Origin of the sequence: Rhizobium sp. IY2 (assembly GCF_047532935.1) — a bacterium.
Lineage (GTDB): Bacteria > Pseudomonadota > Alphaproteobacteria > Rhizobiales > Rhizobiaceae > Rhizobium > Rhizobium anhuiense.
This window is the reverse complement of sequence record NZ_JBLKNU010000002.1, coordinates 578,787-605,489: the sequence shown is the minus strand read 5'-3', so window position 1 is coordinate 605,489 and position 26,703 is coordinate 578,787. Positions and strand designations below refer to the sequence as shown.

Below are 26,703 nucleotides of genomic sequence, written 5' to 3'. Positions count from 1 at the left end.
TTCCCGCTCTCAGTGCCCGAGAATCTGTCCGAGAAAAGCGCGCGTGCGCTCGTTCCGGGGCGCGGTGAAGAATTCCTCGGGCGACGCCTCCTCGATGATCTCGCCATTCGCCATGAAGATCACACGATCGGCCACGGCGCGGGCAAAACCCATCTCATGGGTCACGCAGATCATCGTTCGCCCTTCGCCGGCGAGCGAGACCATTGTGTCGAGCACTTCCTTGACCATCTCGGGATCGAGCGCCGAGGTCGGCTCATCGAAGAGCATCACCTTTGGATCCATGCAGAGCGCGCGGGCAATCGCCACACGCTGCTGCTGACCGCCGGAAAGCTGCGCCGGATATTTGTGCATCTGATCGGAGATGCGCACGCGCTCCAGATAGGCTCGCGCAACCTCTTCCGCCTGTGCTGCCTTCATTCCGCGCACCTTCATCGGTGCAAGCATGCAGTTTCTCAGAACCGTCATATGCGGGAAGAGATTGAACTGCTGGAAGACCATGCCAACCTCACGACGGATGGCGTCGATCGAGGCGCCTGTCTTCAACTCGATACCGTCGACCACGACCCGGCCGCTGGCGAAATTCTCGAGATAGTTGATGCAGCGGATGAGGGTCGATTTCCCCGAGCCGGAAGGCCCGCAGAGAACGACCTTCTCCCCCTGCTTCACCGTCAGGTTGATGCTCTTGAGAGCGTGGAAGGCGCCGTAATATTTGTCCACGGCTTCCATGACGATCATCGGATCGACAGCGGCATTGTCCGCAATTGTCACCATCGCATTCACGGCGTCTTCCTCATCTGCTTTGTTATTGAACGGTGAAGGGGATATTAGGCAGCGAGTCCGGGAAGTCGGGCGCGTCCTGGCCAAGCCATTTCTGGTAGATCTTCTCGAGGCGGCCGTCGGCGCGCGCCTTGTCGATGAAGGCGTTCAGCTCCTCGACAAACTGCTTTTGACCGGGACGCACGGAGATGCCGTTATATTGGCGGTTGAACTGCAGTTTCTTTTCGAATTTGAAGTCCGGCGCGATCTTGGCGATGCTGAGGAAATAGGTGTTGTTGGCGCCGAGCGCGTCGACCTGACCGGAAAGGAAGGCCTGGATGGCGGTAGCATCGTCATCGAAACGCTGGATCGTCGCGCCTTCCGGAGCGTTCTGCGTCACCTGCGTATCCTGTGCCGAGGAGCGCGCAACGGCAATTCGCAGGCCCTTGAGATCGGCCGGCGCCTTGATATTTGTCTCCGGCTTGGCGAGCAGCATGATGTCGATCGCCGAATAGGGCTTGGTAAACTGCACCACCTTGGCGCGGTCGGGATACATGCCCATCACTGCAATCAGTGCATCGACTTTGTTGGTCATCAAGGTCGGGATACGATTGGCGACGGCAACACGGTTGAACTCGACCGGCACGCCGATTTCCTCACCGAGAAGCTTGGCGAAATCGGCATCGAAGCCGGCGCTCTGATTGTTTTCGTCGACGAACCCCCATGGTGGATTCTCGCCCTGGATACCGATCACGATCTTGCCGCTGGCCTTCAGCTCCGCAAAGCTCTGCGCATCAGCCTTGCCGGCGCCGAATGCGACGACAAGGCCAAAACCGATCGCGCCGACTGCCCCCCAGGCCTTCCTCAACATATTGGTATTCTTCATCATTAGGCTTCCTCCTTGCCCTTAGCGTTATTCCCTGCGCGCGCTAGCGGGCGCTCGCAAAGCGTTTTTCCAGTTGGAAACTGAAGTGCGACAGCGGCCAGCAGAGCGCGAAGTAGAGCGCGCCGACGAGGCCGAAGACGATGAGCGGTTGATAGGTCGCGTTGGAGACGATCTGCCCGGCCCGCGTCAGCTCGGTGAAGCCGATAATGGCGGCAAGCGACGTACCCTTGACCAGTTGCACCAGGAAACCGACGGTGCTTGGCAGCGAAATCCGCAGCGCCTGCGGCAGGATGACGTCGACGATACGGGTCCGGTATCCGAGGCCGAGCGCCTTGGCCGCTTCTTCCTGCCCCTTCGGCAGCGCCATGATGGTGCTGCGCCAGATCTCCCCGAGATAGGCGCTCGCATGCAGCGTGAGGCCGGCGGCAACGGCGACCCAGGCGTTGACCGTGATGCCGATCAGCGGCAGGCCGTAATAGATGACGAAGAGCTGCATCAACAGCGGCGTGCCCTGAAAGACGATGATGAATGCGGTCGCCATGGCTCGCAGCGCCTGGAACGGTGCCGTGCGGATCAGGGCGATGCAGAGCCCTCCACCGGCACCGCAGACGAAGGCAATCGCCGCGAGCAGGATCGTCCAGCGGAACGCTTCGAGCAGGATGACGATCTGATTGAGGCCGAGTGTCTGAACCATCGCCGTCACCGCGTCGGATAGGAGAGAAGGCCGCGCTCGATCAGGGAGAAAAGCCCCGTGAGCATGGCGGACATTCCGAGGTAGAGACCGGTCAGGGTCAGGTAGACCTCGAAACTGCGAAAGGTCGTCGATTCCAGCTGCTGGCCAATGCTGGCTAGCTCCATCGCCGATATCGAGGCGACAACGCTGGAGGTCAGCATCAACAGAATGAACTGGCTTGCGAGTGCAGGAAAGCTGACGCGCAGCGCCGGCCGCAGGATGATATAGCGGAACACCTGGAAGCCGCTGAGGCCGAGCGCGCGGCCTGCCTCGACCTGGCCCTTCTGGATCGATTCCACCCCGCCACGGATGATCTCGGCGGCATAGGCGCCGCCGTTGAGACCAAGCGCGACGATGGCGGCGGTATCTGGCGCGAGCCTGATCCCGATCGACGGCAAGCCGAGATAGATGAAGAAGGCCTGAACCGGAAAGGGAGTGTTGCGGATGATCTCGATGAAACACTTCACCAGCCAGACGAACGGCCCGATCCCGGTCCGGCGCAAGCCCACGCAGAGAAGGCCGATGGCAAAGCCCATCGCCATCGCCTTGGTCGAAATCGCAAGCGTCAGCCAGCACCCATAGAGAAGCCGGGGCCAGGCGGCAAAAATAACGCTGAAATCAAATTGATAGCTCACGGTGAGCTCCTCCCGTCGCTGCAAGCGCCTTCTCCGTCCCCGGCCCTCACACGCAAAATGTTCGCTTGCGTACATAAGTAGCCAGATGATGAAATATCTGTCAACTCCCTGGGAGGATTAATGCCAATCTGAAATATTTCTTTTTCTTTCAATTATTTAGTATAACAACCTGATCTACTTTGAAGATTCAATCTGACATTTTTTCTTGAATATTCACCGATGCCAGCCTCAAAAAATTGTTCGAAATGGTTCAAAATTCATTCCTTGCTATGCAAGTAAAAGCCATCTCACGTGGGGATCGGCTCAACTGGCGGTTTTTGGAATGTTCGAGGGCGGCCATGCTTGCAAAGCGAGGCAAAGGCCGCGATAAGGGCGATTGCATTGGCTGGTCAGCGAGGAACCATGGCTGAGAGTGCGGTTAAACCCGGCAAGTCGCAGGCGACGCAAAAATATCAGCGTCAGCAGCGGACGAATGATCCCGATCAGACCCGCGCAGACATCCTCGAAGCGGCCGAGGGTGAGTTCGCCCGGCATGGCTACGCCGGCACGACAATCGACAGCATTGCCCAGAAGACCCGCCGCAGCAAGCGGATGATCTATTACTACTTCAACTCGAAGGCGAAGCTCTACGTCGCCGTGCTCGAAAACGCCTATGCGCGCATCCGCGTCGCGGAAGCGAAGGTCGACCTCGGTGAGGAAGATCCACGCCAGTCGCTGAAGAACCTCGTGGACTTCTGCTTCGACTTTCACTTCGATCATCCGACGTTCGTCAAATTGATCATGAGCGAGAATCTCAACGACGCAAAATACCTGCCGGCCTCATCCCTGATCGGCGAATTGCACCGGCCGATCCTGCAACGCATCGATCAATGCCTGCGTCTCGGATACCAAAAGGAACTATTCCATCAGGCCGTTACGCCAATAGAGATCCATATGACGCTGAGCGGTCTCTGCTTCTTCAATGTTTCAAACCGTGCCACCTTCTCGGCGATCTTCGATGTCGATATGACATCGGCGGCAGCGCGGCGAGCCCGCAAGCAGCAGATCCTGCTGACGATCCTTGGGCGGCTGAACACGACGATGGAAGGCTTCGTTTCGGATTTCTCGTAAAGATCGGTCCTTCGCAACCGCCGCACCACAGAACAGCCCGGCGTCGTCTCATGGAGCCACGCCAAAGGCCGGCTGCGGTTTTTGGCGGGCGAGTGGCGGGAATGCGAGGGCGATCGCGGCCGCCCCCAGACCGACCGTTGCGGAGCCGATGAACAGCCAGGAATAATTGGCGAAGGTGTCGAAGATCCAGCCGCCGACGAGAGGGCCGAAGGCCATGCCGAGGCTGGAGAGCATCGTCGCCGCACCAAAGACCGTGCCGATAATGCGCGGCCCGAAATATTCCCGCGCCAGCACCGCATAAAGCGGCATCACACCGCCATAGGCGCTGCCGAAAATGATGGCGAGCGCATAGAATTCGCCGAGCCGGCTGACCAAGAGATAGGTCGCGAGTGCGGCCGCCTGCACCAGCAGGCCGGCGACCAGCACCGGCTTTACCCCTATCCTATCGGCAAGGCTGCCATAGAGCAGCCGACCACCCAGTCCGGCCAGACCTTCGACGCTGTAGATGCTGACGGCTGCCATCGGTGCGACGCCGCAGATCGTCGCATAACTCACCATATGGAAGATCGGCCCGGAATGTGCCGCGCAGCAGGCAAAGAAGGTCAGGCCGAGCACGATGAATTGCGGGGATCGGAAGACTTTCGACAGCTGGGGCCTGGCGCCGTCGGCTGCGAACTCGGTTCCGGTTTCAGCGGTTTCGGCCGGTGGACGCCTGACCAGCAGAGCGGCCGGCACCAACAGCAGCCAGGCGCCGATACCGATCATCAGCATGGCGGGCCGCCATTCATAGGCCGAGATCAGCCAACGCGCGAAGGGCGAGATCGTCATCGGCGCAACGCCCATGCCGGCGGAGACGAGCGACACTGCAAGGCCGCGGTTTTCGTCGAACCACGCCGTGGTCGCCGCGATCATCGGCGCGAAGAAGGTGCTGGCGGCGAGCCCGACGAGGATGCCGTAGGTCAGCTGGAACTGCAGCAGCGTCTCGGCCCGGCTCGCCAGCACAAGCGCCAGGCCGAGCAGCACCGACCCGATCATCACGACGACGCGCGGGCCGAAGCGGTCGCTTGCCGCGCCCCAGAAGAAGCCGCCGAAGCCCATGACGATGAAATTCAGCGTCATCGCGCTGGCGATGCCGACATGCGACCAGCCGGTCGCCGTTGCGATCGGCCCCTGGAAAATCGCCAGCGAAAACATCGCGCCAAGCGCAACGCAGGTCATCAATGCGCCCGCAGCGACGATGACCCAACGATAGGAAACACTCATGGCTTCATAACCTCCATGCCGACAGAGTGATCGCGACGCATGCGGCAAGCCTACCGCACTCCGCGCCTGCAATCCAAAGACGTTTGAACCGCTGCGATTTCGACAGCGCGCTCACATCTTTTTCGTCGCACTTAGAGAGTACGAAACATCACCAATGCATCGACATAGCCCTGCGTCGGATGAAGAAACACACCGGGAAGACGACCGACGATTTCGAAACCGAGCGATTGCCACAGCGCGACGGCGCGTTCATTGCTGCAGACGACGAAATTGAACTGCATCGCCCGAAAACCCCTGGCGCGGGCATGCTGCAGGGAATGGTCATGCATCCGGCGAGCGACGCCGCGACCGCTCGCGGCGGCGTCGGTCATGTAACCGCAGTTACAGACATGCCGGCCGCCGCCGGCCTGATTGGCCTTGATGTAATAGGTGCCGAGGATGACGCCATCCTCTTCCGCGACGAAAGTCTCGCGGTCCGGTCCCATCCAATAGGCGAGTGCATCGGCTTCGGAGAGATCACGATCGAGCGCATAGGTTTCGCCGGCGCGGATCGTCGGACCGATGATCCTCCAGATCGCGTCTTGATCGTTCTTATCTGCGGGGCGGATCAGCATGCCCGATGTCTACAGAAGCCTGATATGGCTTGCAACGGGTGGGCGGCCTCCGGCAAATGCCGGAAGCGCCTCCCTTTCGAGCGACATCAAACCCTTTCAAGCGCGATCGCGATGCCCTGCCCGACGCCGATGCACATGGTCGACAGCGAATATTTTCCGCCGGTCTCACGAAGCTCCAGCGCCGCCGTGCCGGTGATGCGTGCACCCGACATGCCAAGCGGATGGCCGAGCGCAATCGCGCCGCCATTGCGGTTCACCCGCGCATCATCATCGGCAATGCCGAGCGCGCGCAACACTGCCAGCCCCTGGCTGGCGAAGGCCTCGTTGAGTTCGATCACGTCGAACTGTTCGGCGGTCATGCCGAGCCGCGCCATCAGCTTGCGTGAGGCCGGGATCGGCCCGACACCCATCACCCTTGGCGGAACGGCGGCGGCAGCACCACCGAGAATGCGGGCGATCGGCGTCAGGCCATATTTCCGGGCCGCCGCTTCCGAAGCGACGATCAACGCCGCCGCCCCGTCATTGACGCCGGAGGCATTGCCGGCCGTCACCGTGCCGCCCTCCTTCTTGAAAGGCGTGGCGAGTTTCGCCAGCGTCTCGATCGTCGTCGCCCGCGGATGTTCGTCTTTTTCGACGATGACGGGATCACCCTTACGCTGCGGAATGATCACCGGGGTGATTTCCTTCGCCAGCCGTCCGTTCGCCTGGGCGGCCGCCGCCTTCGCCTGGCTTCGCACCGCGAAGGCATCCTGGTCCTCACGGCTGACATGATAGTCCTCGGCAACGTTCTCACCGGTCTCCGGCATGGAATCGACGCCATATTGCTTCTTCATCAGCGGATTGACGAAGCGCCAGCCGATCGTCGTGTCGTGGATTTCGGCGGCGCGTGAAAAGGCCGTCTCGGCCTTCGGCATGACGAAGGGCGCGCGCGACATGCTTTCGACGCCGCCGGCGACCATCAGCTCGGCCTCGCCGGAGCGGATGGCCCGCGCCGCCGTGATCACCGCGTCCATGCCGGAGCCGCAAAGCCGGTTGATCGTCGTGCCCGGAACTGAGATCGGCAGGCCGGCCAGCAGCGCCGACATGCGCGCGACATTGCGATTATCCTCGCCCGCCTGGTTGGCGCAGCCGAAGATCACATCATCGACGGCTTCCCAATTGACGGCGGCATTTCGTTGCATCAGCGCTTTCAGCGGAATGGCGCCGAGATCGTCGGCGCGCACTTGGGACAGCGAACCGGCGAAGCGGCCGATCGGCGTTCTGACATAGTCGCAGATAAAGGCTTCGGTCATGGCTTTTCCTCAGAGTTGCGGGACGACGAGGTCGCCAACCGGCCCTTCGACGTGCAGCGGCGCGCCGGTCATCGCCTGCAATTCCTCTTGCGACATCGCGGCGAGCTTTTCGCGCAGGACGAAGCGTCCCTTGACGATGTCGATGACGGCGTGGCTCGTATAGACGCGGGTGATGCAGGCAACGCCGGTCAGCGGGAAGGTGCACTTCTCCACCAGCTTCGGCTCGCCCGTCTTGGTGACGTGTTCGGTGATGACACAGACTTGCTTGGCGCCGTGCACCAGGTCCATGGCGCCGCCGACGGCCGGCACGCCTTTGCTGCCCACCCGCCAGTTGGCGAGGTCACCGCTCTGAGCCACCTGATAGGCGCCGAGGATCGCGACGTCGAGGTGGCCGCCGCGCACCATGGCGAAGCTGTCGGCATGATGGAAGAAGGCGGCACCCGGCTTCAGCGTCACCGCCTTCTTGCCGGCATTGATCAGGTCCCAGTCCTCTTCGCCCGCCGCCGGCGGCTCGCCGAAATTCAGGATGCCGTTTTCCGTGTGGAAGATCGCCTGACGGCCGGGCGGCTGATATCGGGCGACCATTTCGGGAAAGCCGATGCCGAGGTTGACATAGGCGCCGTCGGCAATGTCCTGCGCGGCGCGCCAGGCGATCTGCGCGTTGGAAAGCTTGATGTCTTCACGAGTGTCGATGGTCATACGTAGGCCACTCCGGCTCGAATGAGCTCTTCTTCCTGTTGGGGATTGGGAACGGCGACAACGCGGTCGACGAAGATGCCGGGTGTCACCACGTGTTCGGGATCGATGCCGCCGGCCGGCACGATCGACGAGACCTGGACGATCGTCTTTTCCGCCGCCATGCACATCAGCGGATTGAAGTTGCGGCCGGCCTTGTTGTAGGTGAGGTTGCCCTGGATATCGCCGATTTCAGCCTTCACGATCGCAAAGTCGGCCTTCAGCCAGCGCTCCTGCACATAGTGGCGGCCATCGAACTCGGCGATGACCTTGCCGTTGGCCAGTTCGGTGCCGTAAGCCGTCGGCGTATAGAAAGCAGGGATGCCCGCCCCGCCGGCGCGGATGCGCTCGGCAAGCGTTCCCTGCGGCACCAGCTCGAGCTCGATCTCGCCGGCTAGATATTTATCCGTGAAGGCGCGCGGATCCGACGACCGCGGAAAGGAACAGATCATTTTCCGGACCAAGCCGGCATCGATCATCGCGGCGATGCCGATGCGCCCGTTGCCGGCATTGTTGTTGATCACGGTCAGGTTCTTCGAGCCCTTGTCGATCAGGGCATGAATGAGCTCGATCGGCGCGCCCGAGCCACCGAAACCACCGATCATGACGGTCGCGCCGTCACCGATCTCAGAGACGGCTTCCGCCGTGCTCCCGACTGTCTTGTCCATGCGGGATCTCTCCTTGGCTATGCGATCGGGAACTGGTTCCCGTCCTTCGAGCGTCAGGGATAAAGCGCAGCGGGCCGGACGGCAAGAAGTTTGTGCGATATTTGACATTTGTTCGTATATCGCACAATAAGGAGTGGTCGGGCGCAGCCCGAGCAATCGATCCAGCGAATCGATTGCAGCGACGAATGCCCGAAGCGCAAGCGAAGGGCGAAGCACGATAGAACGCGGTCCGACAGGCAACCCCAAGACAGGAGCCCACCATGCGCGAAACGGATTTCGTCAGCGGTTTTGCCCGCGGCCTGAAAGTCATTGAAGCCTTCGGTGAGACGCGGCAGCGGCTTTCCATTGCCGAGGCGTCGAAACTGACGGCGCTCGATCGCGCCGCCGTGCGCCGCTCGCTGCTGACGCTCGCCGAACTCGGTTATGCCGATTACGACGGCAAGTTCTTCACCCTGACACCGAAGATCCTGCGGCTTGGCCATGCCTATCTCGCGGCGACGCCGCTGCCGGCGCTGCTGCAACCGCATCTCGATCTTCTCTCCGAAAAGGCCGGCCAGAGTGCCTCGGCCTCGGTGCTCGACGGCACCGAAATCGTCTATGTCGCCCGCGCCTCGCAGCGCCGCGTCATGTCGATCAATTTGACCCCCGGAAGCCGCCTGCCCGCCTACTGCGCCTCGATGGGCCGGGTGCTGCTTGCGGCCCTTTCCGAGAGCGAGGCGCGCGCCATCCTGGCCCGCAGCGAGCTGAAGAAGAACACTGTGAATACCAGAACCGATCCGGAGGAGCTCATCACAGAATTCCGCCGTGTGCGCGCCGAGGGCTACGCCATCATCGATCAGGAGCTGGAGATCGGTCTCTGCTCCATTGCCGTGCCCATCGACAACGACCGCGGCGAAACCGTCGCGGCGATCAATATCGGGGCGCCGGCCGCTCTCGTGCCGGCCGCGGAGATGAAGGAGCGGTATCTGCCGCTGCTGAAGGAAACGCAGACCGCATTGCGACCATTACTGCGGCGGTGACGGCAAGCAGTTCCAGCAAAAGTCCGCAGCGGTTTTGCGTCCGGAATACGTAAAGAAACAGATGGAGCGGCCCCGAACAGGGGCCGCTCGCAATCGTCAATGCGTCAGGTCGAGCGCGGCTGTGAGGTCGCCCATCGGCGGCCGATCATTGTTGCGCAGCGCCTTGTCGCGGGCGAGGATGCCGGGCAGCACCGGCAAATCATAGCGCGCGGTGATGAAGCGGATGATCGAGGTCGTGTCGTACTGGGTGTGATCGACCATGCCGCTCTTGGCGAAGGGCGAGATGATGAAGGCCGGAATGCGGTTGCCCGGGCCCCAGCGATCGGCCTTCGGCGGCGCGACGTGATCCCAGAAGCCGCCATTCTCGTCATAGGTGACGATGACGAGCATATGGCTCCATTGCGGGCTCTTCTCGAGGTGGGAGACGATATCGGCAAGATGCTGGTCGCCGCTCGACACGTCGGCATAACCGCCATGTTCGTTGAGGTTGCCCTGCGGTTTGTAGAAGGAGACCGCGGGCAGCTTGCCATCGTCGATATCCCTGAGGAAGGCTTCGCCGCCAAGACCGCCATCCCTCAGATGTTCGGCGCGCGCCGGCGTGCCTGGCGCGAAATTGGCGAAATAGTTGAACGGCTGGTGGTGGAACTGGAAGTTCGGCACCGGCGTGGCGTTCTTGCCGTCGAGGGCTGCCTGCCAGGCGCCGCTATACCATGCCCAGCTGACGCCCTTCAGCGACAGCAGGTCGCCGATGGTGATTTCATGCTGCGGAGGCAGCGTCGTTGCGGCGGTGGGATCGGCATAGGCCGGATCGCCGTCCTTGGCCGGCGGATTGGCGCTCGGCTGGTAGGGCGGCTGCATGGTGTTGACGGCGTAGAAGTCGGGGGTCAGCGTGCCGTCGGAGACGAATTTCGGGGCGCCCTCCAGCGCCGACTTCGGGCCGTTTTCCGCCACAACAAGCGACGTGCCGTCCGCATCGACCTTGGCAATGGTCGGCTTTGCCGGGTTCTTGTCGGCGTCGGGATAATAGGGCGTGCAGGCGCAGACCAGCGCGAAATGATTGAGGAAGGAACCGCCGAAGGCGCCCTGGAAGAAGTTGTCGGCAATGACGTATTTCTTGGCGACCTGCCACATCGGCAGGACGGAGCCGTCGTAGTGCCCCATGACGAGGCTGCCGGAATCGGCCCAGGCGACGAATTTGTCGTTCTTGCCGCCGTCGATCTGCATCTGCTCCTGGTAGAAGCGGTGCCAGAGATCGCGGGTGATGACCGAAGGCGACTGCGCAAAACCGTTGGGATCGTCGATCTCAAAGGTGGCGTTGGCAAGATGGGCCGACTGCGCCTCGGTGACGGCAGGCGTCACGCCTTTGGCGGTGAGGCCGCCCCAGGCGGGCGGCAGTTCGGATAGCGGCTGGCCGTCGCGGTCGAGCTGGCGGGCGTGATCGACGGTCGCGTTCGAGAGCCCGTCGACGCCGGGAAAGCTGCCGTAGAGATTATCGAAGCTGCGGTTTTCGGCATAGATGACGACGACATTGTCGATCTTGTCGTAACCGGCGGGCGTCGCATGGGCTGCCGTTGTGATCGCAAACGGCACGATGGCCGATCCGGCGAGACAGATGGAATGGAGGGTCTTCAGTCTTTTCACGTCAGTTCCTCATGGCTAGGGGGCGTTGGCTAGAGGGAGCGGAGAACGCTCGGGGGCGTCCAAACGCTATTCCGGCCGTCTATCAACTTTGTGACATCGGGGGTTGGCGTGATGCCGCAGGCGATAGCCGTCATCAATTTGTTGCAACCAGGTTCGATCATGGAGCAAACCAGTCTTAAGCTATTGGAATCCTTATCATGGCAATCAAGACCATCTGGCTTGTGCGGTCCGGCCTGGCGGTGAGCATGGGTGCTGTGGCGCTCTGTCTTGCCAGTCTTCCGCTGCGGCAAAGCAGCGCGGCGACCACGGCCGGCCTGCATCCCGGCCCGATGTCGCGCGCCGAGGCCTTTGCCCGAGCCGAAACGCTCACCGCGCTCGGCCGCAAGATATTCTCGGATGCCTCGCTGTCGGCCTCGGGGCTCCAGGCCTGCGCGTCCTGCCATGATCCGGCTCACGCCTTCGGTCCGGCATCGGCCACACCGGTCGAAATCGGCGGCCAGCATATGGACCGGCCGGGGCTGCGCGCCGTGCCGACGCTGCGCTACCTCCAGGCGGTACCCACCTTCACCGAGCATTATTACGATTCCGAGGACGAGGGCGACGAAAGCGTCGACAATGGCCCGACCGGCGGCCTGACCTGGGACGGCCGTGTCGACCACGGCGCCGATCAGGCGAAGATCCCGTTGCTTTCGCCCTTCGAGATGGGAAACAAGGATGCGGCCGAAGTGGTGGCAAAGCTGCAGAAGGCAGCCTATGCCGATGACATCGAGGCGGCATTCGGCGAGACGGTGTTCGACAATCCCGACGATGCCTTCGACGCCGCCGCCGAGGCGCTCGCCACCTTCGAACAGAGCGGCCCGGATTTTTATCCCTATTCCAGCCGCTACGACGCCTTTCTCGCCGGCAAGGCGACGCTGACAGCGCAGGAGCTACGGGGGCGGCAGCTGTTCGAGGATCCGGCCAAGGGCAACTGTTCGAGCTGTCATCTGAGCGAGCCTGCCAATGACGGCGAACCGCCGCAATTTTCCGATTTCGGCTTCCTCGGGCTCGCCGCTCCCCGCAATATGGCAATCCCGGCCAATAGCGATCCGAACTATCACGATCTCGGCCTCTGCGGCCCTCAGCGCACCGACTTTGCTGGACGCAGCGACTATTGCGGCCTGTTCCGCACCCCGACGCTGCGCAATGTCGCTCTGAAGAAGAGCTTCTTCCACAACGGCTATTTCCACTCGCTGCGCGACGTCGTCTCCTTCTATGCGACCCGCGACAGCGATCCCGGCCGGTGGTATCCGAAAAATTCAGATGGCACGGTCCGTAGATATGACGACCTGCCGCAAGCCTATTGGGACAATCTCAACCAGGACCCACCCTTCGGCCGGAAGTCCGGCGATGCGCCTGCCCTCACCGACCCCGAGATCGACGACATCGTCGCTTTCTTGGGAAGCCTGACGGATGCCGATCTGCTGCCCAAGTCGGCCGGGCATTAGGAATGACGTCTTTCTCAACAATAACAATCAAACCGTCGAAGCATCCCCACTTGATGTATCATGATTTCCGATATACATCATTTTATCGGAAATCATGGGGGAATGATGGAACGCTCGTTTTTGACGATTGCCGCCGGCGAAAATAACGATGCGATCCGCGCCCTTTCGGCGCCGGCGCGGATTGAGATTCTCAAGCTGCTCTGTGCCAAAGGGCCGATGAATATCAACGACATCGCACGCGCGCTTTCCCTCCCCCAATCCACCGTCGCAACCGGCATCCAGATTTTGGAGGACGCCCGGCTTGTCGATTCCCAGCTGGCGAAAGCCCGCAAGGGAAATCAGAAGATCTGCTCGGCGATCTACAGCGAAATTCTGATCAGCTTCGAGGAAAGTGCTGCCCAAAGGGCCAACAATATCATCGAAGTCGAGATGCCTGTGGGGTTGTACACCAGTTGCGACGTCCATGCGCCTTGCGGTCTTTGCTCGACCGAGAGCGTCATCGGTCCCCTCGATGTGCCCGACTATTTCCTCGATCCGCAGCGCATGCAGGCCGGGCTCGTCTGGTTCGGCCGGGGCTATGTGGAATATAAATTCCCCAACAACGCCAAGGTGTTGAACAAGGATATCCGCGCCATCGAGTTTTCGCTGGAGCTGTCGTCCGAGGTGCCCGGCACCAATCCGGACTGGCCCTCCGATATCACGCTCTGGGTCAACGGCATGGCGATCGGCACCTGGACATCGCCCGGCGATTACGGCGACAAGCGCGGCGCCTTCACGCCGGCATGGTGGAAGCTCGAGGGCTCGCAATATGGGATGATGAAGACCTGGCGCATCTCGACGCGCGGAACCTTCATCGACGGCATCGCCGCATCGAATGTCACGCTCAGCGATCTGGCGCTTGCCCAGCACTCCTCGATCCGGCTTAGGGTCGGCATCGCCGAGAATGCCGGCCATACCGGCGGCGTGAATATTTTCGGCCGCGGCTTCGGAAATCATGGACGCGATATCATCATGCGGCTGCATGTCTAAATTATAAATATCGGAAATCTTGATTTAAATATCACGCTTCTTTCCAGATTTGACAACCAAAAATGCACGACAACATACTGTAATAAAACAATTATTTCCGAAAATTGAATTAGTATGATTAAAACCGCAACTCGGTTGACAGAACGACATTCCTGATATCAAGTTAGAGGCAAGAAAACAAAAATTCTGATATATAAACGGGAGGATCCGTTGAAGACGAATGTCGTTGCCCACCGCGATTTCCGCGTCGCGACCATTGACGCCAGGCTCTACAGTTCATTTCTCGAACATCTCGGCAGAGCGATTTACGGCGGCATCTATGAGCCCGGACATCCCACAGCCGACGAGGACGGATTTCGCCGCGACGTGCTCGATCTTGTGCGTGAGCTCGACACGCCATATTGCCGTTATCCCGGCGGCAATTTCGTCTCGGCCTATAATTGGGAAGACGGCGTCGGCCCGCGTTCGGAGCGCCCGGTTCGCCTCGATCTTGCCTGGCGCACCCGCGAAGCCAACCAGATCGGCGTCAATGAATTCGTCGACTGGTGCAAGAAGGCCAACACCAAGCCGATGCTCGCCGTCAATCTCGGATCACGCGGCCTCGATGCCGCCCGCAATTTCCTGGAATATTGCAATCATCCCGGCGGCACCTACTGGTCGGATCTGCGCCGCAAGCACGGCTGGTCCAATCCGCACGATGTCAAATTGTGGTGCCTCGGCAACGAGATGGATGGGCCCTGGCAGGTCGGTCACAAATCGGCCTATGAATATGGCCGGCTGGCGGATGAGACGGCCAAAGCCATGCGCGGCTTCGACAAATCGCTCGAACTCGTGGTCTGCGGCTCGTCCAATTCCGATATGAAGACCTATCCCGAGTGGGAAGCTCAGGTTCTCGACCAGTGCTATGACAGCGCCGACCATATTTCGCTGCACATGTATTTTGCCAATCGCGAGAAAAATACGCTCAATTATCTCGCCCGCGCGACGAAACTCGACCGCTACATCACCACGATCGGCGGCGTGATCGACTACATCAAGGCGAAAAAACGCTCGAAGAAGACGATCGGCATTTCCTTCGACGAATGGAATGTCTGGTATCATTCCAACCAGCAGGACAAGGAGATCCTGGCGCGCGACGAATGGCCGGATGCGCCGCATCTCCTGGAAGATATCTATAATTTCGAAGACGTGCTGCAGGTCGGCGGCATTTTGAACACCTTCATCCGTCGCTCCGACCGGGTGCGCATCGCCTGCATCGCCCAACTCGTCAACGTCATCGCCCCTATTATGACCGAGGACGGCGGTGCGGCCTGGCGCCAGACGATCTATTATCCCTTCTACTACGCTTCCCGATATGGCCGCGGCTCGGCCCTGCAGCTGGTCGTCGACGGCCCGACCTATGACAGCGACGAAGAGAACGACGTCCCCTATCTCGACGTATCGGCCGTGCATTCCGAAGACGGTAGGCAGCTCACCTTCTTTGCCGTCAACCGTCATCCGAACGCGGCGCTCGATCTCGACGTGCGGCTGGAAGGTTTCGGAGCCGCCCGGGTGGTCGAGCAGGTGGAGATGACCCATGGCGACCTGGAAGCCGTCAATACGGCTGCGCGACCGAAGACGGTCGCTCCGGTCAATGTCGAGACTGCGAAGGTCGAGGATGGACGGGTGCGGGCAGCGCTGAAACCGCTGTCCTACAATGTCATCCGGCTGTCGGTGTGACAGCCGCCGCCGGGTAAGCCCGGCTGGAGATATTCGGCTCACTGCGAGGAGGCAGGCGGGTCGGAGGGATGGTTCACTGAGGCTCTGCCTCTGCGAACCGACAACCGCGACGTACCCATGCGTGCCTTTGCGGCCGCCGTGTCGTCGCTTTCTAGGGAGGAGTTCATGCAACAGTGGAAGAGGCTCGCATTTGGCGTCGCGCTGGCCGCACTCGGCCTGACAGCGGCGGCCAAGGCCGATGACTACACCTCCTTGCCGCGCAAGGAGACGCTCATCGTCGAAAATCCGGAAGGGACGATCAAAAATCCCGGCTGGTTCAACATCTGGGTCAATGGCGGCGGCGGCGTATCGACCGGCCTGCAGCAGCTGACCATGGATACGCTCTGGTATATCGACCCCGAACAAGGGCTTGGCGGCGCGACCTGGGACAATTCGCTGGCTGCCGACAAGCCGCAATATAATGCCGACTTCACCGAGATGACTGTGAAACTGCGCAAGGGGCTCTTCTGGAGCGACGGCGTGGAATTCACGGCAGACGACGTGGTCTATACCGTCAAGACGCAGATGGATCACCCCGGCATGGTCTGGAGTGCTGCCTTCTCGGTGCAGGTGGCAAGCGTCGAGGCGACCGACTCCTCGACTGTGGTGTTCAAGCTGAAGAAGCCCAATTCGCGCTTCCACGCCATCTTCACCGTTCGCTGGAACGGCGCCTGGATCATGCCCAAGCATGTCTTCGAGAAAGTCGAAGATCCGCTTCGCTATGATTTCGCCAATCCCGTCTCGCTCGGCGCCTACAAGCTCAAGTCCTACGATCCCCAGGGCAAGTGGTATACCTGGGAGAAGCGTGACGACTGGCAGCGGACATCGCTTGCCCGCTTCGGCGAGCCGGCCCCGAAATACGTGACCTATACCGATCCCGGCCCGCCGGATAAACGCACCATCGCGCAGCTCGAGCACAATCTCGATATCATTCACGACAACACGCCCGAGGGCATGTTCACGCTGAAGGAAAAATCGAAGTCGATCGAGACCTGGTTCCCGGGCTTCCCCTTCGCCCATCCGGATCCGACACTTCCGGCTGTCATTTTCAACACCCAGAATCCACCCTTCGACAACGCCGATGTACGCTGGGCGCTTGCCCTGCTGATCGACATCAAGGCCGTTGACATGGCGAGCTACCGCGGCGCTGCGACGCTGTCGGCGCTCGGCGTGCCGCCGACGGCGGCCACGATGAAGGACTATCAGGCGCCGATGCAGGATTGGCTGAAGGATTTCGAGATCGATACCGGCAAGAGCAAGATAAAGCCTTATGACCCGACGGTCGGGCAACAGATCGCCGACATCCTGCGCAAGCAGCCGAAGTTCAAGGACCAGATCCCGACCGACCCGCAGGCAATCAGCGGTGCCTTCGGCTATGGCTGGTGGAAACCGGATCCGAAGGCTGCCGGCGAACTGCTGGAGAAGGCAGGTTTCAAGAAATCCGGCGGCAAATGGCTGACCCCGGATGGACAGCCCTTCAAGATCCGGATGACGGTCGAGGGCGACACCCGCTCGGTCTTCACCCGCGCCGGGACGCTGATTGCGCAGCAATGGGCCGCCTTCGGCATCGACGCCAAAGCCGTGCCGGCCGCGAAACTTTGGCAGACGGCGCTACAGCCCGGCGATTTCCAGGTGGCGATCGCCTGGAGCGTCGAAACCTGGGGCGGCGATCCCGATCTGTCGTTCTTCCTCGACAGCTGGCATTCGCAGTTCGTGGCCAAGAAGGGTGACAATCAGCCGCCGCGCAACTGGCAGCGCTGGAGCAATCCGGATCTCGATAAGATCATCGAAAGCATTCGCGGCATCAGCGCCGATGATCCGAAGGGCGTTGAGCTCGGGAAGGATTATCTGAAGCTGGTGGCCAAGGAAATGCCGACGATCCCGCTGATGTCGTATAACGTCTTCACCTCGATGGATACGACCTATTGGACCGGTTATCCAACGATATCAGACCCCTATACCGATCCGGTGCCGAATTGGGCCAACTCCAGGCTGATGATGGTCAAGCTGAAGCCGGCACAACCGAAATAATCCTCCCAACGCCGGCGCGAGTGTTGCGCGCCGGCCCCCTAATCGACGGGCATGTGGCATGTCCGTCGATCCTTTCCACTTGATGAAGGGAACCAGAGAGGAACCACCGCCCTATGACGTCCTATCTGATCTTTGTGCTGAAGCGGTTCGGTCAGTTTCTGCTTGTTGTATTTCTTGGCGTGACGATAACATTCTTCGTCACCCACCTGACCCCGATCGATCCGGTCGAAGAAAGCATAGGCGCCATCACCCAGATGGGGCAGTCCGATCCGAATGCGATCGAACTGATGCGCCAGTCGCTTCGCGAGCTTTACGGCATGGAGGGCTCGATCTGGCAGCAATACCTGCATTTCTGGCTGCGGCTTGCGACCGGTGATCTCGGTCCCTCGCTATCGGCTTTTCCCACCCCCGTTTCCACCATCATAATGCGGTCCCTGCCCTGGACCATCGGGCTGATGACGGTGTCGACCCTGATCACTTTCGTCCTCGGCAATGCGATCGGCGCGCTCGCCGGTTATTATCGGAAGGACATAGTGCTGAAAGCCGTCAGCCTCGTCTTCATCGCCCTGCTTCCCATTCCCTATTACATCCTGGCCTTCGTGCTTCTAATTGTCTTCGGCTATCTCTGGCCGGTGCTGCCGATCAATGGCGGCTACGAGATGAATGCCAATCTCGACCTCTCCTTTGCCCTCGTCCTCGATATCCTGAAACACTCAATCCTGCCGGCCTTGTCACTGATCATGGTCGGCGCCGGCAGCTGGCTGATCGGCATGCGCGCGCTCGTTTCCAACATCATCACCGAGGATTACGTCGTCTTCGCCGAGCTGGGCGGCGTTCCGAAGCGCAAGATTCTGCGCTCCTATATCGCCCGCAATGCCATGGTGCCGCAGTTCACCGGACTTGCCATGTCGCTCGGCGCGATCTTCAACGGCACGGTCATTACCGAAATCGTCTTCGGCTATCCGGGCATCGGAAACCTGCTGATCGAAGCGGTGCATGCCGGCGACTACAGTCTGGTGCTCGGCCTCAGCGCATTGTCGATCGTCGGCGTTGCCGCCGCCGTGTTCATCATCGACATTCTGAGCCCGCTGATCGATCCGCGCATCAAGGTGGAATAGAGCATGTTTACGATCGTCCGCGACCTCGCGCGCCAGAATATGGAATTCCTCAGCGGCCTGCTGCTCTTCGCCGTCATCGTCGGGCTGGTCATCATGTCCTACTTCTCGCCGTACGGCGCGACCGACATCTATCTTCTGCCGCCCGATATGCCGCCCGATGGCGAATATTGGCTCGGCACGACATCGCGTGGCCAGGATGTTTTCTGGCAACTGACGACCGCGCTCCGCAACACCCTGTTTTTCGGCATCGGCGTCGCCTTCATTTCACGCATCATTTCGCTGGTCGTCGGCCTCGTCGCCGGCTATGCCGGCGGCGCGGTCGACCGGGTGCTGATGGCCATCAACGACAGCGTCATGGTCATCCCGCAATTTCCGCTGCTGATCCTGTTCTATTTCGTGCTGAAGGACAGCATGACCTGGACGGTGCTGATCGTCATCATGGCCTCGCTCGGCTGGTCTTACGATGCACGCCTCATCCGTTCGGTGGCGATCAGCCTGAAGACGAGATCCTTCACCACCCAGAGTGTCTATTCCGGCATGAGCATGCGCAAGATCCTCGTCGAGGAGCACCTGCCCTATGTTCTGCCGATCGTCTTCGCCACCACGATGAACAACATGATCTGGTCGATCGGCATGGAGATCACCCTGTCGGTGCTGGGCTTCACCGATATCGAGACGCCGACCATGGGCATGATGATCTATTGGGCCAATGCGCATTCGGCGCTGATATCAGGCATATGGTGGTGGGTGGCCGCCCCCGTCGCCGTCATCGTCGTCCTCTTCCTGGCGCTCTTCCTGCTGTCCATGTCGATGAACGAATACAATGATCCGCGCAGCCGGCTCAACCGGATGGGAAGCTAGTATGGATCCTTTGGTCGAAATTGAGAATCTGAAAGCCTATTACCGTGCCTTCCTCTACGGCGTCGATCGCGAGGTGCGCGCCGTCGACGATATCAGCCTGACGATCGCCCGCGGCGAGGTCTATGGCGTTGCCGGCGAATCGAGCAGCGGCAAGACGACCTTGATCAAGACCATCGCCGGCGCGATCCGGCCGCCGCTGAGGGTCGTCTCGGGAAAGGTGACATTCCATTTCGACGGCGGCACCCAGGATATCTACGCGATGAGGCCGGAGGAGCGCCTGGCGCTGCGCTGGCGGCATCTGTCCTATATCATGCAGGGCTCGATGAATGTGCTCAATCCGGTGCGCCGGATCCGTCATTCCTTCACCGATTTCGCCTTTCGCCACATGAAGGTCGGCAGGAATGAGTTTTTCGAAAGGGTCGCCACCCATCTGCAACGGCTGAAGCTGGATCCGCATCTGCTCGACGCCTATCCCCACGAGCTCTCCGGCGGCATGCGCCAGCGCATGACCATTGCGCTTGCCACGATCCTGACACCGGAATTCATCATCGCCGACGAACCGACGACCGCGCTCGACGTGATCGTTCAGCGCGACGTCCTATCGATGATCCGCGAAATCCAACGCGAGATGGGTTCGTCCTTCCTGTTCGTCACCCATGATATGGGGGTTCATGCGACGGTCTCCGACCGCATCGGCATTGTCTATGCCGGGCGTCTTGTCGAGGAGGCGCCGACCGCCAAACTCTTCAACATGCCGCTCCACCCCTATACGCAGCACCTCGTCGGCAGCCTGCCGCGCATCGGTGATGCGACGGCCCGCCCTTCGCTGGAGGGTCGTCCGCCGAACCTCGCCATGCCGCCGGAAGGCTGCCGGTTTCACCCGCGCTGTCCCAAGCGCATGGAGATCTGCTCGCAGAAGGTTCCGCCGCTGGTCACCGTCGAGCCGCAGCGGCGCGTGGCGTGTTTTGCCGTTACGGGAGATCAGGTTTGAGCGCTCTTCTTCGTCTCTCGCATGTCACGAAAGTCTACCGGCAGGGCGGCATGCTCGGCCGGCGCCTGATCACGGCGGTCAAGGACGTCAGCTTCGAACTTGGAGCGGAGCCGGAGATCCTGTCGATCGTCGGCGAATCCGGCTCGGGAAAATCGACGATCGCGGCAATGATCCTCGGCCAGACCGAACCGACGGAAGGCGAGCTTCAATTCAGCGGCAGGACCGTTGCCATCCATAGCAGGTCCGAACGCAAGGCTTTCATGAAAGAGGTCCAGCCGGTGCTGCAAAACCCCTTCGAAGCCTTCAATCCGCTGAAACGTGTCGACCGTTATCTCTTCGAGACGGCCCTCAATTTTTCATTCTCGGGAAAACGGCCGGACCGGCAGCAGGCGGAGCGGATGGCGGATGCCGCGCTCGTCCATGTCGGCCTGACCCTTGAAGAAGTGAAAGGCCGGTTTCCCCACGAATTGTCGGGCGGCCAGCTTCAGCGCGTCGCCATCGCCCGGGCGCTGATCCCGCAACCCCGCCTGCTGGTGGCCGATGAACCGGTCTCCATGGTCGACGCATCACTGCGCATGGCCATCGTCAACCTCTTTGGCCGCCTGAAAAACGAGCTCGGTCTTTCCATCGTCTACATCACCCACGACCTCGCCACCGCCTATTACATCAGCGACAACATCATCATCATGCGCAAAGGCGAAATCGTCGAACGCGGACAGGCCCGCCCCGTCCTGGACAACCCGCAGCATCCCTACTCGCGCGCGCTCAAGGACGCGGTGCTGGCCGCCGATTTCAGTCCGGCGACCTAAGCAGGCGGCTTTCCTTCATAGGGCGCCGGCGAGTTTAGCGTTGCCTTAAAGAAACCGTGCAAGGATGAGTGTCTGTCATCCACGCCGGCAACCTGATGAAGTTTCGAAGAAATCTCGCTCGCTCCGCAATAAGCCATACCAGCGCATTCGCTCCCGCAATATTTGCGGCGATTATTGCAGCAATCGTCGTCTGGGTGGCAACGAACTGGCGGCTGGAGCGATCGCTGGCCGAGGAACGTTCGATCGTCGCCGGCGATCTTGCCACCATATCCTCCCGACTTCAGACGAACCTCAACAGCAATGTGAAGCTGTTGCAGGGGTTGGCGGCCGGCATCGCAGTCAATCCGGAGATGGGCCAGAACGGATTTTCCAAACTCGCCGCGCAGATCCTGCAGCCCGATTCACAATTGCGAAGCTTCGCCGCCGCGCCCGACATGGTGGTCAGGTGGGTCTATCCGGAGAAGGGAAACGAAAAGGCCATCGGGCTCGACTACCGCACCAATGAGAAGCAACGGGCTGCCGCGATGCTGGCGCGCAACACCCACAATATCGTTCTCACAGGCCCGGTGGAGCTTGTCCAAGGTGGAACCGCTTTCGTGGTCCGGTACCCAATTTACATCACTGAGGGAAAAAGCCAGATTTTTTGGGGACTGCTTTCCGGCATCATCGACATACCAAGGCTCTACCAGGAAAGCGGTCTTGGTTCGACCGAGCTTGAACTCGCCATCAGCACCGTGCCGGAGCCGAACAAGCCCAAACAGGTCTTTTTCGGCAGCATGGCAACCTTTTCCAGGAAGCCGGTCCTGGCATCCGTCGATATGACCTATGGCCGTTGGACCCTCGCCGCACTGCCGAAGCGCGGATGGGGCCAAAAGAGCGGGATCGGCATTTTTGAGTTCTACGCGAGCCTGCTGGCACTATGTGTCGTTGCGCCGATCGTCTGGATCGGCTTTCTGACCAAATCGCGCCAAAGAACGATCGAAAAGCTTCGCCTTCACAAGAAAAAGCTCGTTCGGGCCCGGCAGAGGCTGGAGTTCCTGTCCTTGCATGACGCATTGACGGGGCTTCCCAATCGACGATTTGTCGACCGGATGATCGCGAAACCGCCGAGACCCCGTGCACAGGATTGTCTGATCCTCATTCATATCGACCTCGACCGGTTCAAGGAGATCAACGACACGAAAGGCCATGCCGGCGGTGACGCGGTCTTGCAGGGGACGGCTTCGCGCCTTGCCGATTTGGCTGGTCCAGACGACGTTGCGGCTCGGATCGGTGGAGATGAGTTCATCTTCGCCAGCTGGAGCGCCGATCCGGAGCCGAAGGCAAACGCATTGGCCCGGCAGATTGTCGAGACCCTCGAGCAACCTCTCTTCATTGACGGTATGGCGTGCGTTGTCGGGGCAAGCGTCGGCGTCGCCTGGGAGACCGATCTCGGGCGGGACCTCGGCCAATTGCTCCTCGATGCCGATCTGGCCCTGTACGAGGCGAAGAAGGCGGGCCGCGGCCGCGCGGCGGTGTTTACCGAAGAGCTTCGTAGCGCCGCGATCCATTCGAAAGAACTGGCGGACGAATTCAATCACGCGCTCGATCGCGATGAACTCGTTGCATTCTTCCAGCCGCAGTTCGATGCCAGCACATTGGCCATTGCCGGCGTCGAGACGCTTGCCCGTTGGGACCACCCGCAAAAGGGCCTGCTCGCCCCGATCAGATTTCTCGACGTCGCGGAAAAGCTGGGGCGTAGCGGCGACATGGACAGGCTGATCCTGCAAAAGGCCCTGTTCGAGCTGACGAGATGGGACAGCCTGGGAATGCAAATCCCCCGTGTCTCAGTCAATATTTCAGCGCGCCGACTGGCGCAGGCAAATCTGCTTGCCGAGCTGTCCGAGCTTCCCATCGCCAAGGGTCGCCTGTGTTTCGAGCTGCTCGAGACGATCTCCTTCAACGATCTTCAACCTGTTCTCAACGAGATCATTCCGGCGGTTAAAAAGCTCGGCATCGAAATCGAGATCGACGACTTCGGCACCGAACATGCCAGCATCGTCAGTCTGCTTCGATTTGAGCCGCGACGGCTGAAGATCGATCGCGAGATCATCAAGCCGATCATCGCGTCTCCATCGCAGCGCCGTCTGGTCGCCTCGATTATCGAAATCGGCCGATCGCAGAACATCGACATCGTTGCAGAGGGCGTGGAGACGATGGAGCATGCGAAGATCCTGAAAGAGCTCGGTTGCCATATATTGCAAGGTTATGCGCTGGCACGGCCCATGACCTCGGAGCAATTGATTGAATTTTGCCGCGGCTCGCACGCGTTGCAGTCCGGTTGATCAGTTACGGTCGGCCTGCGCGACTATTGCTCTGACGCAGATCCATCAGGTTCCGGAAAGCGTCATCGCGCGGAGATACCGTGGTCGTCGTCGTCCATGAAGGACCATGAGCGTGCCCAACAGAGACATCGTCACCGTCACCGTCGCGCAGCCCGAGACGACGGATGGCGACGCTGACGCAGTGGAACCGGCTGTCTCTTGAGGTGTTTCTCCCGATCAACAGGGAGCTTCCAAATGACCTACGTCGCATCGCCAAGCTACGATCGTAACGACGCCAGCCGCGCGTCCAACCTCCGTCAGTGTCTCGAGACTGCCAGACGCCACCTGAATGAGACTTCACACAATTCGGAAACCGAGAAAATCGAGAGGCTCGTGGCTTCGGCCATCGAGGCGGGTTGGGAAGAGGATGAAGTGCGCCAGGCACTGAGCGGCGGCGAGGAGCAAGGAAACAAGACGCCGAAGCAGGAACGACCTGTCCCGACTATGGGCGTGGTTCCATCGTCATCCTTCTAGCGCATCGGCCCGAAAATCCGATTTTCGGAAAGCACGATGCGAGGATTGAAAGTGTTGGAGCGCCGTGCCTCCTTTTGGACGCACGGCGCTCTAACGAGGGGCATCAGCCACAGTTCCAGGCTTGTTCCTGGATTGGGACTGACGCCGTCATCAACAGCAATTGGCTGATGCGGACGTGCTAACCCGGTCCAGGAGGAGGAAGTTCGCAGTGCCTTATGTCTTCCGTCCGCATTCCCTTATTGTTTGGTGGCTGCCTTGAGCACGCCTTGCTGCAAATCCGCCTCGTCGGCAAGAATGGCGGCTGCCTCGTTGAGCAGGACGTCCTTGGCGTTCTTGCGGGCATTCTCGATGGCAATATCGGCGCTCAGGCTGCGCTCGCCTGCCTCCAGGCCATCATCGCCAAGGTCCTCGCCATCCCCTGCTTCGGCTCGATCCTTGAGCCGTTTCTCGCGAGCCGCCGCTTCTTTGCGACGTTCGGCTTCGTTGAGGGAAATGACCCCTTTTTCGCGCTGCGCCTTGAGGTCGGCAATGTCTTTCACCAGGCGCTGGAAGTCCGGATCGGTCTTGACCCGCGCATCATGGCGGCTTTGCAATGCCGGAAGCAATGTCGCGACTGTCTCGGCACGCGGGTATTTCGCGGGCTTGATCTCAGCCCACGGCAGCGCATTGTCATAACTGGTCTCGCCGAAAGCAGTCGGATCGGACAATCCCGGCAGGCTGAGATCAGGCGTCACGCCGTGCAGCTGCGTCGTGCCACCATTGACCCGGAAGAACTGGGCAATCGTCACTTTCAGCTCGCCGAATTCGGGTTTGCTATTGTGCACGATCTGGTCGAGATCGACGACCGTCTGAACGGTGCCCTTGCCGAAACTGGGTTCGCCGACGATCACGCCGCGACCATAGTCCTGGATCGCCGCGGCAAAAATCTCCGAAGCCGAGGCCGAGCCGCGATTGATCAGGACACCCATCGGGCCTGTCCAGACAGGCGCTGCAAGATCGGCGCTTTTGACCTCGACCTTGCCGTCGCTGCCGCGTTGCTGAACGACCGGCCCCTTGCCGATGAACAGACCGGTCAAATCGATCGCCTCGTCCAATGAACCGCCGCCATTATTGCGCAGATCAATGAGAACGCTGTCGACCTTTTCGTCCTTCAACTCGCCGAGAAGCTTGGCGACATCGCGGCTTGCGCTTTTGTAATCCTTGTCGCCCTTCCGCTTGGCGTCGAAATCCTCATAGAAGACCGGCAGCGTGATAATCCCGATTTTGCGCGTGGCATCGCCCGCCTTGACGGAGAGTACGGTCTTCCTGGCTGCCTGCTTGTCGAGGGTGATCTTATCGCGCACCAGGCTGATGACGCGATGCGTGCCATCGGCTCCGGCATCGGCCGGCAGGATATCCAGCCGCACGACGGAGCCTTTTTTGCCGCGGATCATCTGCACGACTTCATCAAGGCGGGTGCCCACCACTTCCTTGATCGCCCCATCCTTGCCTTGGCCAACGCCGGTAATGCGGTCTCCGACCGCAAGCTTGCCGGAGAGCTGCGCCGGTCCGCCGGGCACGAGCTCACGGATCGTCGTGTAGTCGTCGCGCTCCTGCAGCACAGCGCCGATGCCAAACAGCGAAAGCTTCATCGAGACGTTGAAATCGGCCGAAGCGGCCGCGCCGAAATAGTCGGTGTGCGGATCGATCGACGTCGAATAGGCGTCCATGAACGACTGGAACACGTCGTCGCTTTTAAACTTGTAAGCGCGCTCGAGCGTGTTTTCATATCGTTTGTCGAGTGTTTCGCGAATGGCCGCATCGGTTTTGCCGCCGAGCTTCAGCCGCAGCCAATCGCTTTTGACGCGCTTGCGCCAAAGCTCGTTGCTCTCGGCATCCGATTGCGGCCACGGCGCCTTATCGCGCAACACCGAAAAATCTTCCTGCGCACTGAAATCGAAGCCCTGCTTCAGCAGGCCGCGCGCATAGGTCATGCGGTCGACGACGCGCTGTTCATAGGCGTTGAAAATCGCAAACGGGATTTTCAGGTCCTGCTTTTCGATCGCATCGTCGATCTCGTTGCGATCGGCCATGAACCTGTCGACATCGGCCTGCAGGAAGAGCATGCGGTCCGGATCGAGCGACTTGATGAACCCATCCATGACCTTGGCCGACAAGGCATCGTCGAGCGGAACGGGTTTATAGCTATACCGCGACAGGAATTGCGCACTCAACTCAGCGGCCTGCGCCTGCCGCTTCAGCGGCTCCAAGACCGGCGGCGACGCGACTTCAGCATAGGCGGCCTGTGCGAGTGCAAGAAATGCACTGAGAAAAACGTAGTGTATGCGCATCCAGCGTCGATCCAATTCTTCATGCCTGTGGTCGATGTGTGATCTATGTGAGGCAATCATGGTTTTTTGGCAACCGGGTGGCAAATGGGATGGCTGAAAA

23 protein-coding genes are annotated in these 26,703 nt (G+C 60.5%); 12 read left to right on the top strand and 11 right to left on the bottom strand.

Annotated features, from left to right (window positions below):
• Nucleotides 1–9: 9 nt before the first annotated feature.
• Genes ACMUVN_RS11500 through ACMUVN_RS11485 form a run of 4 tightly spaced genes read right to left on the bottom strand, consistent with a single transcriptional unit; the run spans nucleotide 10 to nucleotide 3,010 of the window.
• Nucleotides 10–771, bottom strand: a complete 762-nt coding sequence (locus ACMUVN_RS11500; protein ID WP_280178056.1) for an amino acid ABC transporter ATP-binding protein — start codon at nucleotides 769–771, stop codon at nucleotides 10–12.
• 31 nt (nucleotides 772–802) lie between these two features.
• Complete coding sequence (locus ACMUVN_RS11495; RefSeq protein ID WP_164735896.1) at nucleotides 803–1,642, bottom strand: transporter substrate-binding domain-containing protein; 840 nt, start codon at nucleotides 1,640–1,642, stop codon at nucleotides 803–805.
• Between the two features lie 43 nt (nucleotides 1,643–1,685).
• Nucleotides 1,686–2,336, bottom strand: a complete 651-nt coding sequence (locus tag ACMUVN_RS11490; protein WP_063476012.1) for an amino acid ABC transporter permease — start codon at nucleotides 2,334–2,336, stop codon at nucleotides 1,686–1,688.
• 5 nt (nucleotides 2,337–2,341) lie between these two features.
• Complete coding sequence (locus ACMUVN_RS11485) at nucleotides 2,342–3,010, bottom strand: amino acid ABC transporter permease (protein WP_063476252.1); 669 nt, start codon at nucleotides 3,008–3,010, stop codon at nucleotides 2,342–2,344.
• 402 nt (nucleotides 3,011–3,412) lie between these two features.
• On the opposite strand from ACMUVN_RS11485, the gene ACMUVN_RS11480 reads away from it, so the two are divergent.
• Nucleotides 3,413–4,120: a TetR/AcrR family transcriptional regulator gene (locus ACMUVN_RS11480; protein ID WP_052213310.1), complete on the top strand. Its 708-nt coding sequence runs from the start codon at nucleotides 3,413–3,415 to the stop codon at nucleotides 4,118–4,120.
• A gap of 48 nt (nucleotides 4,121–4,168) precedes the next feature.
• Here the strand turns inward: ACMUVN_RS11480 and ACMUVN_RS11475 are convergent, their stop codons facing one another.
• The 5 genes from ACMUVN_RS11475 to ACMUVN_RS11455 form a co-directional block, all read right to left on the bottom strand.
• Nucleotides 4,169–5,383, bottom strand: coding sequence for an MFS transporter (locus tag ACMUVN_RS11475; protein WP_063476011.1), 1,215 nt, complete (start codon nucleotides 5,381–5,383; stop codon nucleotides 4,169–4,171).
• Between the two features lie 131 nt (nucleotides 5,384–5,514).
• On the bottom strand, nucleotides 5,515–5,997 hold the full coding sequence (locus ACMUVN_RS11470) for a GNAT family N-acetyltransferase (RefSeq protein WP_063476010.1): 483 nt from the start codon (nucleotides 5,995–5,997) through the stop codon (nucleotides 5,515–5,517).
• An 86-nt stretch (nucleotides 5,998–6,083) separates the two neighbouring features.
• Nucleotides 6,084–7,289, bottom strand: a complete 1,206-nt coding sequence (pcaF, locus tag ACMUVN_RS11465; RefSeq protein WP_063476009.1) for a 3-oxoadipyl-CoA thiolase — start codon at nucleotides 7,287–7,289, stop codon at nucleotides 6,084–6,086.
• A 9-nt stretch (nucleotides 7,290–7,298) separates the two neighbouring features.
• Complete coding sequence (locus tag ACMUVN_RS11460; RefSeq protein ID WP_047612856.1) at nucleotides 7,299–7,988, bottom strand: 3-oxoacid CoA-transferase subunit B; 690 nt, start codon at nucleotides 7,986–7,988, stop codon at nucleotides 7,299–7,301.
• On the bottom strand, nucleotides 7,985–8,692 hold the full coding sequence (locus tag ACMUVN_RS11455) for a 3-oxoacid CoA-transferase subunit A (RefSeq protein WP_047612854.1): 708 nt from the start codon (nucleotides 8,690–8,692) through the stop codon (nucleotides 7,985–7,987). Before ACMUVN_RS11455 ends, ACMUVN_RS11460 begins: the two co-directional genes overlap by 4 nt.
• Before the next feature lie 260 nt (nucleotides 8,693–8,952).
• Here ACMUVN_RS11455 and ACMUVN_RS11450 point away from each other — a divergent pair, with 260 nt between their 5' ends.
• Nucleotides 8,953–9,711: an IclR family transcriptional regulator domain-containing protein gene (locus tag ACMUVN_RS11450; RefSeq protein ID WP_183844794.1), complete on the top strand. Its 759-nt coding sequence runs from the start codon at nucleotides 8,953–8,955 to the stop codon at nucleotides 9,709–9,711.
• 96 nt (nucleotides 9,712–9,807) lie between these two features.
• Here the strand turns inward: ACMUVN_RS11450 and ACMUVN_RS11445 are convergent, their stop codons facing one another.
• Nucleotides 9,808–11,352 carry an acid phosphatase gene (locus ACMUVN_RS11445; protein ID WP_183844793.1) on the bottom strand — a complete coding sequence of 515 codons (1,545 nt, stop codon included), beginning with the start codon at nucleotides 11,350–11,352 and terminating at the stop codon, nucleotides 9,808–9,810.
• Nucleotides 11,353–11,549: 197 nt separating this feature from the next.
• Between ACMUVN_RS11445 and ACMUVN_RS11440 the strand changes: the two genes are divergently transcribed.
• The 10 genes from ACMUVN_RS11440 to ACMUVN_RS11395 all read left to right on the top strand — a co-directional run bounded on the left by ACMUVN_RS11440 (nucleotide 11,550) and on the right by ACMUVN_RS11395 (nucleotide 24,273).
• Complete coding sequence (locus ACMUVN_RS11440; protein WP_183844792.1) at nucleotides 11,550–12,839, top strand: cytochrome-c peroxidase; 1,290 nt, start codon at nucleotides 11,550–11,552, stop codon at nucleotides 12,837–12,839.
• Nucleotides 12,840–12,941: 102 nt separating this feature from the next.
• Nucleotides 12,942–13,868: an ArsR/SmtB family transcription factor gene (locus ACMUVN_RS11435; RefSeq protein ID WP_174824429.1), complete on the top strand. Its 927-nt coding sequence runs from the start codon at nucleotides 12,942–12,944 to the stop codon at nucleotides 13,866–13,868.
• A 210-nt stretch (nucleotides 13,869–14,078) separates the two neighbouring features.
• Nucleotides 14,079–15,587 (top strand): alpha-N-arabinofuranosidase, encoded by a 1,509-nt coding sequence (locus tag ACMUVN_RS11430; protein ID WP_097622702.1) that lies wholly within the window; start codon nucleotides 14,079–14,081, stop codon nucleotides 15,585–15,587.
• Nucleotides 15,588–15,752: 165 nt separating this feature from the next.
• Nucleotides 15,753–17,657 carry an ABC transporter substrate-binding protein gene (locus tag ACMUVN_RS11425; protein ID WP_047612840.1) on the top strand — a complete coding sequence of 635 codons (1,905 nt, stop codon included), beginning with the start codon at nucleotides 15,753–15,755 and terminating at the stop codon, nucleotides 17,655–17,657.
• Between the two features lie 113 nt (nucleotides 17,658–17,770).
• Nucleotides 17,771–18,775 carry an ABC transporter permease gene (locus tag ACMUVN_RS11420; RefSeq protein WP_047614880.1) on the top strand — a complete coding sequence of 335 codons (1,005 nt, stop codon included), beginning with the start codon at nucleotides 17,771–17,773 and terminating at the stop codon, nucleotides 18,773–18,775.
• Between the two features lie 3 nt (nucleotides 18,776–18,778).
• Nucleotides 18,779–19,636 carry an ABC transporter permease gene (locus ACMUVN_RS11415; protein ID WP_047612835.1) on the top strand — a complete coding sequence of 286 codons (858 nt, stop codon included), beginning with the start codon at nucleotides 18,779–18,781 and terminating at the stop codon, nucleotides 19,634–19,636.
• 1 nt (nucleotide 19,637) lies between these two features.
• Nucleotides 19,638–20,627: an ABC transporter ATP-binding protein gene (locus ACMUVN_RS11410; RefSeq protein WP_063476003.1), complete on the top strand. Its 990-nt coding sequence runs from the start codon at nucleotides 19,638–19,640 to the stop codon at nucleotides 20,625–20,627.
• On the top strand, nucleotides 20,624–21,436 hold the full coding sequence (locus ACMUVN_RS11405; protein WP_063476002.1) for an ABC transporter ATP-binding protein: 813 nt from the start codon (nucleotides 20,624–20,626) through the stop codon (nucleotides 21,434–21,436). Before ACMUVN_RS11410 ends, ACMUVN_RS11405 begins: the two co-directional genes overlap by 4 nt.
• A gap of 95 nt (nucleotides 21,437–21,531) precedes the next feature.
• Nucleotides 21,532–23,760, top strand: a complete 2,229-nt coding sequence (locus ACMUVN_RS11400; protein ID WP_063476250.1) for an EAL domain-containing protein — start codon at nucleotides 21,532–21,534, stop codon at nucleotides 23,758–23,760.
• 234 nt (nucleotides 23,761–23,994) lie between these two features.
• Nucleotides 23,995–24,273: a hypothetical protein gene (locus ACMUVN_RS11395; protein ID WP_047612826.1), complete on the top strand. Its 279-nt coding sequence runs from the start codon at nucleotides 23,995–23,997 to the stop codon at nucleotides 24,271–24,273.
• A 236-nt stretch (nucleotides 24,274–24,509) separates the two neighbouring features.
• Here ACMUVN_RS11395 and ACMUVN_RS11390 read toward each other — a convergent pair whose 3' ends face one another.
• Entirely contained in the window at nucleotides 24,510–26,603 is a 2,094-nt protein-coding gene (locus ACMUVN_RS11390) for a carboxy terminal-processing peptidase (RefSeq protein WP_063476001.1), read from the bottom strand.
• Between the last annotated feature and the right edge of the window lie 100 nt (nucleotides 26,604–26,703).

Coding starts and splice junctions, on each gene's coding strand:
- ACMUVN_RS11500 (WP_280178056.1), bottom strand. CDS start 771: ATGGTGACAATTGCGGACAATGCCGCTGTCGATCCGATGATCGTCATG.
- ACMUVN_RS11495 (WP_164735896.1), bottom strand. CDS start 1,642: ATGAAGAATACCAATATGTTGAGGAAGGCCTGGGGGGCAGTCGGCGCG.
- ACMUVN_RS11490 (WP_063476012.1), bottom strand. CDS start 2,336: ATGGTTCAGACACTCGGCCTCAATCAGATCGTCATCCTGCTCGAAGCG.
- ACMUVN_RS11480 (WP_052213310.1), top strand. CDS start 3,413: ATGGCTGAGAGTGCGGTTAAACCCGGCAAGTCGCAGGCGACGCAAAAA.
- ACMUVN_RS11475 (WP_063476011.1), bottom strand. CDS start 5,383: ATGAGTGTTTCCTATCGTTGGGTCATCGTCGCTGCGGGCGCATTGATG.
- ACMUVN_RS11470 (WP_063476010.1), bottom strand. CDS start 5,997: ATGCTGATCCGCCCCGCAGATAAGAACGATCAAGACGCGATCTGGAGG.
- pcaF (WP_063476009.1), bottom strand. CDS start 7,289: ATGACCGAAGCCTTTATCTGCGACTATGTCAGAACGCCGATCGGCCGC.
- ACMUVN_RS11460 (WP_047612856.1), bottom strand. CDS start 7,988: ATGACCATCGACACTCGTGAAGACATCAAGCTTTCCAACGCGCAGATC.
- ACMUVN_RS11455 (WP_047612854.1), bottom strand. CDS start 8,692: ATGGACAAGACAGTCGGGAGCACGGCGGAAGCCGTCTCTGAGATCGGT.
- ACMUVN_RS11450 (WP_183844794.1), top strand. CDS start 8,953: ATGCGCGAAACGGATTTCGTCAGCGGTTTTGCCCGCGGCCTGAAAGTC.
- ACMUVN_RS11440 (WP_183844792.1), top strand. CDS start 11,550: ATGGCAATCAAGACCATCTGGCTTGTGCGGTCCGGCCTGGCGGTGAGC.
- ACMUVN_RS11435 (WP_174824429.1), top strand. CDS start 12,942: ATGATGGAACGCTCGTTTTTGACGATTGCCGCCGGCGAAAATAACGAT.
- ACMUVN_RS11425 (WP_047612840.1), top strand. CDS start 15,753: ATGCAACAGTGGAAGAGGCTCGCATTTGGCGTCGCGCTGGCCGCACTC.
- ACMUVN_RS11420 (WP_047614880.1), top strand. CDS start 17,771: ATGACGTCCTATCTGATCTTTGTGCTGAAGCGGTTCGGTCAGTTTCTG.
- ACMUVN_RS11415 (WP_047612835.1), top strand. CDS start 18,779: ATGTTTACGATCGTCCGCGACCTCGCGCGCCAGAATATGGAATTCCTC.
- ACMUVN_RS11410 (WP_063476003.1), top strand. CDS start 19,638: ATGGATCCTTTGGTCGAAATTGAGAATCTGAAAGCCTATTACCGTGCC.
- ACMUVN_RS11400 (WP_063476250.1), top strand. CDS start 21,532: ATGAAGTTTCGAAGAAATCTCGCTCGCTCCGCAATAAGCCATACCAGC.
- ACMUVN_RS11395 (WP_047612826.1), top strand. CDS start 23,995: ATGACCTACGTCGCATCGCCAAGCTACGATCGTAACGACGCCAGCCGC.
- ACMUVN_RS11390 (WP_063476001.1), bottom strand. CDS start 26,603: ATGCGCATACACTACGTTTTTCTCAGTGCATTTCTTGCACTCGCACAG.